At 46.6% G+C, this 8,480-nt stretch carries 8 protein-coding genes; all 8 read right to left on the bottom strand.

Annotation, left to right across the window (positions count from 1 at the left end; all coding sequences use genetic code 11):
- Positions 1–182: 182 nt before the first annotated feature.
- On the bottom strand, positions 183–1,301 hold the full coding sequence (locus GO755_RS35655) for a site-specific integrase (protein WP_157590217.1): 1,119 nt from the start codon (positions 1,299–1,301) through the stop codon (positions 183–185).
- Positions 1,298–1,858 (bottom strand): helix-turn-helix domain-containing protein, encoded by a 561-nt coding sequence (locus GO755_RS35650; RefSeq protein ID WP_157590216.1) that lies wholly within the window; start codon positions 1,856–1,858, stop codon positions 1,298–1,300. The genes GO755_RS35655 and GO755_RS35650 overlap by 4 nt, the downstream gene beginning before the upstream one ends.
- A gap of 242 nt (positions 1,859–2,100) precedes the next feature.
- Positions 2,101–3,492: a tRNA uridine-5-carboxymethylaminomethyl(34) synthesis GTPase MnmE gene (gene mnmE, locus GO755_RS35645; RefSeq protein WP_157590215.1), complete on the bottom strand. Its 1,392-nt coding sequence runs from the start codon at positions 3,490–3,492 to the stop codon at positions 2,101–2,103.
- Positions 3,493–3,547: 55 nt separating this feature from the next.
- Entirely contained in the window at positions 3,548–4,597 is a 1,050-nt protein-coding gene (locus tag GO755_RS35640) for an oxygenase MpaB family protein (RefSeq protein WP_157590214.1), read from the bottom strand.
- Between the two features lie 273 nt (positions 4,598–4,870).
- The gene (locus GO755_RS35635; protein ID WP_157590213.1) at positions 4,871–5,632 is read right to left on the bottom strand and encodes an MBL fold metallo-hydrolase; all 762 of its coding nucleotides are present in this window, start codon (positions 5,630–5,632) and stop codon (positions 4,871–4,873) included.
- Positions 5,633–5,710: 78 nt separating this feature from the next.
- Positions 5,711–6,091, bottom strand: coding sequence for a response regulator (locus GO755_RS35630; RefSeq protein ID WP_046575488.1), 381 nt, complete (start codon positions 6,089–6,091; stop codon positions 5,711–5,713).
- A gap of 187 nt (positions 6,092–6,278) precedes the next feature.
- Positions 6,279–6,800: a GNAT family N-acetyltransferase gene (locus GO755_RS35625; RefSeq protein WP_157590212.1), complete on the bottom strand. Its 522-nt coding sequence runs from the start codon at positions 6,798–6,800 to the stop codon at positions 6,279–6,281.
- 91 nt (positions 6,801–6,891) lie between these two features.
- A complete protein-coding gene (locus tag GO755_RS35620) occupies positions 6,892–8,448 on the bottom strand; it encodes a serine hydrolase domain-containing protein (protein WP_157590211.1) in 1,557 nt (518 codons plus the stop codon).
- Between the last annotated feature and the right edge of the window lie 32 nt (positions 8,449–8,480).

The raw sequence follows: 8,480 nt of genomic DNA, 5'->3' as shown, positions 1-8,480 counted from the left end.
ATAAATAGTACATTCAACACCATTTATATTAAGTTGATACGAAGGACCATAGCCTAGCTTGGCATAATCTTCATGCGATAAAGGGTCATAATTTGATATGATTCATGGAGCAGGAAAACTGAATGGAAGATGATAGGTTTTGTCCTTTACTGGCTCTTGCTGCATTGCTATTTTTATTTAGGCTAAAACGTTAGCTTAATCTTATCTGCGGCATCCCGCTTGGATTGGTCAATAATCTTGGCGTAAATCTGCGTTGTCTTTAGCTCACGATGACCCAGCATCTTCGATACCGTGTAAATGTCGGTTCCAAGAGATAGTTGTAAAGTTGCGTATGTATGCCTAAAACTATGAAAAGTGACATTTTTTGTAATCCCAGCAGCTTTCACCCACTGCTTTAAAATCTTGTTCCAATGAGCAGAATACATTAGACCGGGTAATACGGGCTGACTATCTCCTAATCGTTCACCCAACAACGAAACCGCTTGATTGGAAATAGGCATATATTCTACACCGTCTGTTTTCTCCTGCCGAAAATTAATTGTATATCCGTTGTCAGCATCGTAGCGTATTTGTTTCCATGTCAGGGCTTCAATATCAGAGTAACGTAAACCTGTCAAAGCCGAAAATAAAGCTGCTTGTTTGAGTACAGGAAGAATGTGTAAATCTGTCTCGACAAGTAATTGTAATTCGGCTAAAGTCAGATACTCCCGCCGAGTTTCTTCCGGCTTTATACCCTCTATTTTTGCGTCAAGGTCAGTACTTATTATCCCGTCTTTATACGCCTGCTTCAGCGCAGCTTTGAATTTGTTGAAGTAACTGACGGTGGAGTTCACCGCTAACAGTTCATCGTTTCGCTGGCTCTTTGCTTGCATCATATACGCCCGAAAATCCCGACATTTCTTTAGCGTTAATTCGGACAGTTTGAGCGAACCACCTGTAAAATCTTTCAAATAGTGTAGGGCGCTATCCCAACCGTCTTTATTACTTCCGGTTCGGCTAGCCGCTAGTTGCTCACAGTAAGCGACAAAGCAAGTATTCTGTGTCTTCTTGGATAGAAAACCATAGGCTCCACTTTGAACTTCAATCTGTCGCTGAGCGCGTATGGTTTCTGCCAATGCTACTGTTTCATTATTTTGCTCCTTGTCAGCAGGCGTTTTGGGCCTGTTAAATAGGTACAGCCCTAGAAACTCGCGCCGGGTAGGTTTACCCGTATCAGGATGGGGAATAGCCGGATAGTAGTCAAGATAGAGGCTAGTACGCCCGCCTGTAATTGGCTTTTTGCGAAGTTTGACTTTAATCATGGCAGGGTAGGAGCAAGTAACTGATCAATTCGTGACTTAGGAACGTAGGCATAGATACCGCTATATTGCTTCGGAACCTCATGCCGTTGTATCAGGTCGTATAGAGCTTTTTCGGAAATACTGTACTTCTCTCGTATTTCCTTCATGGTATAGCAGTCAACGAGTGGGACCGGAATGGGTCGGCTCTTTTCCAAGAGTTCGGCTGGTCGGTCAAAGAGTCGGTCTATGTCAGAGCGACGGATAACTGTACGGCGGTTGAGTTTGACAAAAGGTAATTCCCCTCGCTCGTTGAGTCGATACAGACTACGACGACTAATCCGAATGAGCTTTGCCGATTCGTCAACAGTTAGAAACTCTTGAGCCTTTATATCCTCAATAGGCTTGATTTTTATCTGCAATGTCTGCTGATCGCTTACCTCAACTTTACCCGACCGCTGACGCGCCTTATATGCCTTTTTCGCGCATGCATCGCTACACGTTTTGGACGTTGTTTTACGAGCTTCAAACTCGTTACCGCATTGTTGGCAGATACGAATGATTCGAATGTTAGAACTCATGTGCTATGCTGTGTCAAGGGAATGACATACTATGTCTTAGTGTGTCAGTTTGTGCCATTATCTCGCCAAAAAATGGGCTTTTTCTAAAAGCCCGCTTGCCAGATACAATAAAGGTACAAGTAATTACTCAACAAACAATTACTATCACTTGGTGAACTGATAGTGTAAAGCATGTATAAAGCCCATTTTCAGGACTTTATACATGCTTTAGTAGTGTATTGTAATTGATTTGTTCAGCACAGTTACTTTCCGATACAGAACTTGCTGAATATCGACTCAAGTAAATCATCGGTTGTAATCTCACCGGTAATTTCGCCCAAATGCTGTAAAGCAACGCGTAAATCCATCGCTAACCAGTCGGGCGTTACGTTCGAATCAAGCCCCGAGATGGCACGGGCGAGGGCATCGTCGGTGGCAGTGAGGTGCTCGTAGTGACGGGCGTTGGTTACGACGGCGCTGCCTGTCTGTACGGCGGCATCGGTACGCACACGGGCCGAAAGGGCAGATTTTAGCTTTTCTACGTGGATGTGTTTAGCCGCTGAAATCCAGACAATCGATTCACCTACTATTTGTTCTAATGATTGACGTTTCTCGTCGTCAATGGCATCCAGCTTATTGCCAACAAGTAGGTAAGGCTTACCCGATTCGTGCACTTCAGCAACAGCTGCTTGCAGTTCATCAGGAGCAATGTTCTTGCCGTCGAAGAGATAGACAACGAGAGCGGCATCGCGCATTTTCTGCTGCGTACGCTCAATACCGATCGCTTCAATTCGGTCAGTGGCCTGTCGCAAACCGGCTGTGTCGATCAGTCGAAAGCGAATGCCGTCAATGAATAATTCATCTTCAATGACATCACGAGTGGTACCAGGAATGTCGGAAACGATGGCTTTTTCTTCGTTTAACAGCGCATTTAGCAACGTCGATTTGCCCGCATTGGGCTTACCGACGATAACCGTTGGAACACCATTTTTTATCGCGTTTCCGGTTGAGAAGGAGTCAATTAGTGGATGCAATACCCGCCGAATATCGAGCATTAATTGTCGGAGTCGGTCGCGGTGAGCAAACTCCACATCTTCTTCGCCAAAGTCCAGTTCCAGTTCAACCAAGGCTACAAAATCAATGAGTTGTTGCCGAAGTTCTTTCAACTGTTTCGAGAAGCCCCCACGTAGCTGGTTCAGCGCGGCCCGATGGCTGGCATCGGAATCCGACGCAATGAGGTCGGCCACCGCTTCGGCCTGTACCAGATCGAACTGACCGTTCAGAAAAGCGCGTTGAGTAAACTCTCCCGGTTTTGCCAGTCGAGCGCCTTCCTGCATGAGCCTACGCAGAATTTGCTGAATGATAAACTCTGAACCGTGACACGAAATCTCAACCACATCTTCTTTCGTAAAAGATTTTGGAGCCCGGAAAACCGTTACCAGCACTTCGTCAATAATACTGGCGTTTCCCGACGCGTCCGGCTGGTTTCGAAGCGTGCCAAAATGGGCAGTATGGCTGGCCTGTTGCGTCAGATCTTTTCCTCGGAACATGCGGTTTGTGATCTCAATGGCGCCTTCGCCCGATACACGGATAACAGCAATAGCGCCAATGCCGGGAGCGGTGGCAAGGGCTGCAATGGGGTCTAATTGAAACAAGTCTGTCGTTTGTTGTTTGTAGTTTGGGGCTTCTGTATGTCGAATACTAAAAACCTTAAACCTTTTTCGGGAAAACGGGCAACTGATTTAGGAGCCCAATCAGACGCTTTTCGACCGGCACTGTTGGAATACCAAGGTAGTCGGCATAAGCATCGCCCAGGAAGAAACGCATTTCACCGGCTGCGAGGTTCCGAATGCTGTCTGGATTGGAAGAAACTCGCCCGAAAGTATTATTCTGGAAATGTTGGGCGAGTTGTTCGGCTATAGCGTTTAGCAGTGAACGAGTAAGACCTACACCTGCTTCGGAAGGAGCAAATTGTCGTCGGGTGATAGCCTGATGGAGCAGGTAGGCTTCCCGAAGGTTTTGCGGTAGCAACGCATCAACTACACCATTTAATGAGTTAACCACACTGATGTGATGCAGGTAATCCTCTTCTTCCTGTTCACTTGCAGCTCGTAACATCGATCGTCCAGCCAATTTGCGAAGTCCAAGGAGCACTACATAGGAAAAGGCAATATTTGTTCCAGCCATATCTTCCTGATTGACAGGATATCCCCAATCCATAGTCCACCGGCCCGAGTGCAACGAAAACCAACGGGCTCCGGCATGAATCAGACGAATTTTTAGAATTCGGGCAATGGCTCTCCCTGATTTCCACTCTTTCGGATTATTGACGGCGACTACCCACTCGCCAGTTTCCTGTAATCGGCGGGCGGTATCGTTTTTGATACGTTCCGTTAACCACAACACCTGAGCGCCATTCGCGCCAAGATAGGAGTAAGGGAGTGAAAAGAAGCCTAGCACAAGGCCAATCTGCTGGGCATGTTTCTGGAAAAATTCCATACCCCGCTGCATCGTATCTGGATTCGCCCAGGCAGGAAGGTTGGCGTGATCTATAAAAAAAGTCTGGACAGTACGGTGCTGCTCTTTTGTCGAAAAGTCTGCGGTATCGGCTAGCCACTGCATCAGAGACCGTAAACCCGCAGGACCGTTTGCGTCCACCACAGCCGCAATAACGGCATCGGCAGGTGGGTTTCCCTGTTGGCGATAGTGCTGTAGTAAAGTGTCAGAAAATAAACGGGTTGGCTTAATAAGGACTGGCATCGTAATATATGAGTACACCCAAGCATTTTGTAAACATTGGGTGGAGGCAATTGGTTTTGTTGCGGATACTCATATGGGACACGATAAAAAATAACTGAAAAAAAGAGTACAATGTCCCTGAACAGGCTCTTATAGTGTAGAAGAGATAGCAATTCTATCTGTAATCGCTCTATCCGATCTAAGCACTCAATGAATTTATCATAGGTTGGTTTGGTAAAGGTCTCTGGTATTGCCGGAGACCTTACTTATTGTAGACAACCAGATTCGCTTCTATTATAACTGAATCTGTAAGCCATCGTAACCTAACCGAATGGTAGCGGGTAACTCTTTTTCGACGTCGTTATGCAGACCTAGTTTATGACTGATATGCACGAAGTATGTCCTGTCAGCATTGACGCGTTGAGCGAGGGCGACGGCTTGATCGAGGGTAAAATGGGAAATATGCGCCTGACGCTGAAGAGCATCGACCACCAGAACTTTGGTGCCTTTTACTTTTTCCAGCTCTTCGTCAGAAATGTAATTGAGGTCGGTGAGGTAGGTGAAATCACCAATGCGATAGCCAAAAACAGGCAGTTTATGGTGCATAACCTCAATGGGGGTAATGGGAATACCACAAACCTCAAACGGCTCGTTGCGTAGTTCATTCAGCACAACATGGGGCGTGCCGGGGTACTTATGTTCTGCGAAAATATAGGCGAATTCTCGCTGTAACTGCGCCAGCACCGTTGGTCGGCCATAAATGGGCATATCCTGGCCTGACCGAAAATTGTAAGCCCGAACCTCGTCTAACCCAGCCGTATGGTCTTTGTGTTCATGGGTGAACAAAACGGCATCAAGTTGCAGGAGATTTAGCCGAAGTACTTGCTGGCGGAAATCGGGGCCTGTGTCAATCACAAAGCTGCGACCATCGACCGAGATATGAGCGGATGTACGAAGCCGTTTATCCCGAAAGTCGACTGAGCGACACACATCACACAGGCATCCAATCAATGGGACCCCCGACGACGTTCCTGTACCCAGCAGTGTAATAACCATAATGAGTGAATGAGCGAATGAGCGAATGAGTGAATAGAACCAATTATTCGCTCATTCACTCATTCGCTCATTCACTCATTATTTATCCGTCAATTGATTTACCACTTCTACCAGACGGTCGAAGTTGAGGGGTTTCACGAGTACGTCGTTGAAACCGGCGGTCTTAAATTCTTCCTCTGTGTAGTTTTTGGCATTACCTGTAATAGCCACAATGGGTACGCTGGCTTTTTCTTTTTCGGGTAACGCCCGAACACGCCGAACGCACTCCATACCATCCATCAAGGGCATATTGATGTCTAACAGGAGAATGCTGAAGTCTTCTTTTTCCAGAATCTGCAACACTTGCTCACCGTTTTTGACGGCTGTGATATCATAATTCTGAAACTCAAGTATTTTGCGGGCCAGATTCTGGATAACGGAGCTATCTTCGGCAATCAGGACGCGTTTGGAAGCTGACATAAGGCTTGTGGTATCGTTGTTTCGTTTTAATGTGGTGAAATTATAGAGTTAAATCGGCAAACGCAAAAGGGCTTTTAGTCCAAAATGAATCCATCCCCCTTTTTTTTCTGCTTTATCCAGATAATCAGTTAGAACGGAGCAAGCTGCGTTAGGATCAAAATCGTATAAAGTTGGCCAGTTTCCTGAATTAAACCAGCACCTTTTTCATAACCATGAATTCCAGCGGCTGTTTAAGTACACCTATATTCGGGTTGTTTGGAAAGGGTATCTTTTCGCCTGTTGGCTGGTAACCCCGTCGTTCGTACCAGGCAATAAGTTCGTGCCGAATCGTAATGACCGTTATTGTAATGGCCGTGCAATGTAGTTCTGTAGCATGCCGTTCGGCAGCTGCCATCAACTGTTTTCCAATGCCGCCCGTTTGTGCTTCGGGCGAGACAGTTAGCATACCAAGGTATAAATCAGCACCTTTCTTTTCCAGATAAACGCATCCAATGAGTTTGTCTGCTTCTTCATAGGTTAGAATCGTGGCATTCGGTGTTTGAAGCATCTCGCGCAGACCGTACTCATTGGTACGGAGGCCATCGATTAAATCAGCTTCGGTCGTCCAGCCTTTCTTCGAGCTTTCGCCCCGATAAGCACTGTTAACTAGTTTGTCTAATGCCGGAATATCCTGTTCAGTAGCAGGGGAAATAAGTTTGTTTATTGTCATATAGTTGATGTTTGCATTCCAAGTTTCAGGTTCAATGTTCCACGTTTCATAAGGGCAACTGAACATGAAACGTGGAACATTGAACTTGAAACTATTTACTCACTTCCCGAAAGTCCAACTGCTGAATGAGGGCAGGATTTTCGGGCGTCAGGGTGAAAAATACGTCGATGTTTGCTTTCTCACCTTCCAGCAGGAAATGACCGCGCAACTGATTTTCGGGAATAAGCTCACTGACTCGTTCAATTTTACTCACTTTGGCGTACAAATCCTGCACTACTTTCCGACGTATCGCGACTGACTTATCGGGGAAGAAATTTTCGGCGAAAATACCGCTTTGTTCAGCCTTCGTCCAATCGGGAAGCAGTTTCACTAATTCGGCTTTGCGTTGGGCGAGAATGGCCGAAACGGGTAACTGACGTGGTGGTAATTTCCCGATACCTACCAGTGTATCGAGCACAACTGCATTCACAGCGCCCATTCCGGCATAGGTCAGGTTGGCGTATGAAATAATGCCAACGCCATAATCGGTCAGGATTCGCCATTGACTTCCGAAACCCGGCAATCCACCTGTATGCCCGATGCCTATCTGTCCTTTACAGTTTTGACCCCATCGTAATCCGTAACCATACCCCGTTACCTCAGGGCATAATTGTCCTGCTGAATTTTTAGCCTGTGCATTCAAGCCTGATAACGTCCAGGGCTTTTGCATCTCCCGTAACGAACTCCGTTTAATAGGTGCATTATCAGGCGCATTGCTTGGTGGCCAGGCGCTTTGGTGGAGCGCAACGTATTTACTGAAATCGTCGATGGAGGTAATTAAGCCGCCCATCGCGCCATACGAACCATCGTGAAGGAGCGGCTCTTCAAGCCATTTTTCATCCTGCCAGCGGTACCCCAGGGCTAATTTCTCCGCGGGTATTTTGGTATATTCCCACTGCGTGTCGTTCATGCCCAGCGGTTTCAAAATCGTTTCGGTGATGTACTGCTGATACGGTTTTTTCGATACAACGGTAATGATGTGGCCCAACATGGCGAAACCAAGATTACTGTATTCGTACGTAAAGCTCGGCACGTTCGAATTGGAGATACCGCCTTTGATTAGCTTCAATAAATCGGCGTCTGAATCATCCAGTTGTCGGTCGCCCCAGGGATTGTCTTCGGGAAAACCCGCCGAATGGGTCATCAGATTGCGGATCGTAATGAGGGGCGCATCAGCCGTCAGGTATTTGTGCGATTTCAGTTCTGGAATATACTTTTCGGCAGGATCATCGAGTTGAAGTTTGCCTTCATCACGAAGTTTCAGAATAGCCATCGACGTCAGGCTTTTAGTCATTGATGCAATCCGAAACAGTGATTTGGATGTTGCGGGTATTTTCTTCGCCACGTCGGTGTAGCCAACTCCGCCCGAGTACACCAGCTTCCCATCCAGAACAACTCCAAAAGCGATACCCGGAAGATGACGTTTCTCGGCTGCTTCTTTGTATATTTTTTCGACAATGGGAAAGGCCGCTTCCAGTCGTTTCAGTCGGTCAGTATCCGTGAAAACGGGTGGCTGATAGGTCGTTATGTGGGCTACTGAACGGTTTGCCTCTGTCTGGGCAAACGCAGAAGAGACTGTAAGCAGGAGGAAGGAGAAGATATATTTCATAGTCAGGTTGTTTTCAATTTGCAGTTAACAAT

The organism is Spirosoma arboris, from assembly GCF_009754945.1.
GTDB lineage: Bacteria > Bacteroidota > Bacteroidia > Cytophagales > Spirosomataceae > Spirosoma > Spirosoma arboris.
The sequence above is the reverse complement of the archived record's forward strand: the minus strand, read 5'-3'. Positions and strand labels throughout refer to the sequence as shown.

Excerpts from the sequence above, each read along its gene's own strand:
- GO755_RS35625 (WP_157590212.1), bottom strand. The coding sequence starts at position 6,800 with ATGACAATAAACAAACTTATTTCCCCTGCTACTGAACAGGATATTCCG.
- GO755_RS35640 (WP_157590214.1), bottom strand. The coding sequence starts at position 4,597 with ATGCCAGTCCTTATTAAGCCAACCCGTTTATTTTCTGACACTTTACTA.
- GO755_RS35630 (WP_046575488.1), bottom strand. The coding sequence starts at position 6,091 with ATGTCAGCTTCCAAACGCGTCCTGATTGCCGAAGATAGCTCCGTTATC.
- GO755_RS35655 (WP_157590217.1), bottom strand. The coding sequence starts at position 1,301 with ATGATTAAAGTCAAACTTCGCAAAAAGCCAATTACAGGCGGGCGTACT.
- GO755_RS35635 (WP_157590213.1), bottom strand. The coding sequence starts at position 5,632 with ATGGTTATTACACTGCTGGGTACAGGAACGTCGTCGGGGGTCCCATTG.
- GO755_RS35620 (WP_157590211.1), bottom strand. The coding sequence starts at position 8,448 with ATGAAATATATCTTCTCCTTCCTCCTGCTTACAGTCTCTTCTGCGTTT.
- GO755_RS35650 (WP_157590216.1), bottom strand. The coding sequence starts at position 1,858 with ATGAGTTCTAACATTCGAATCATTCGTATCTGCCAACAATGCGGTAAC.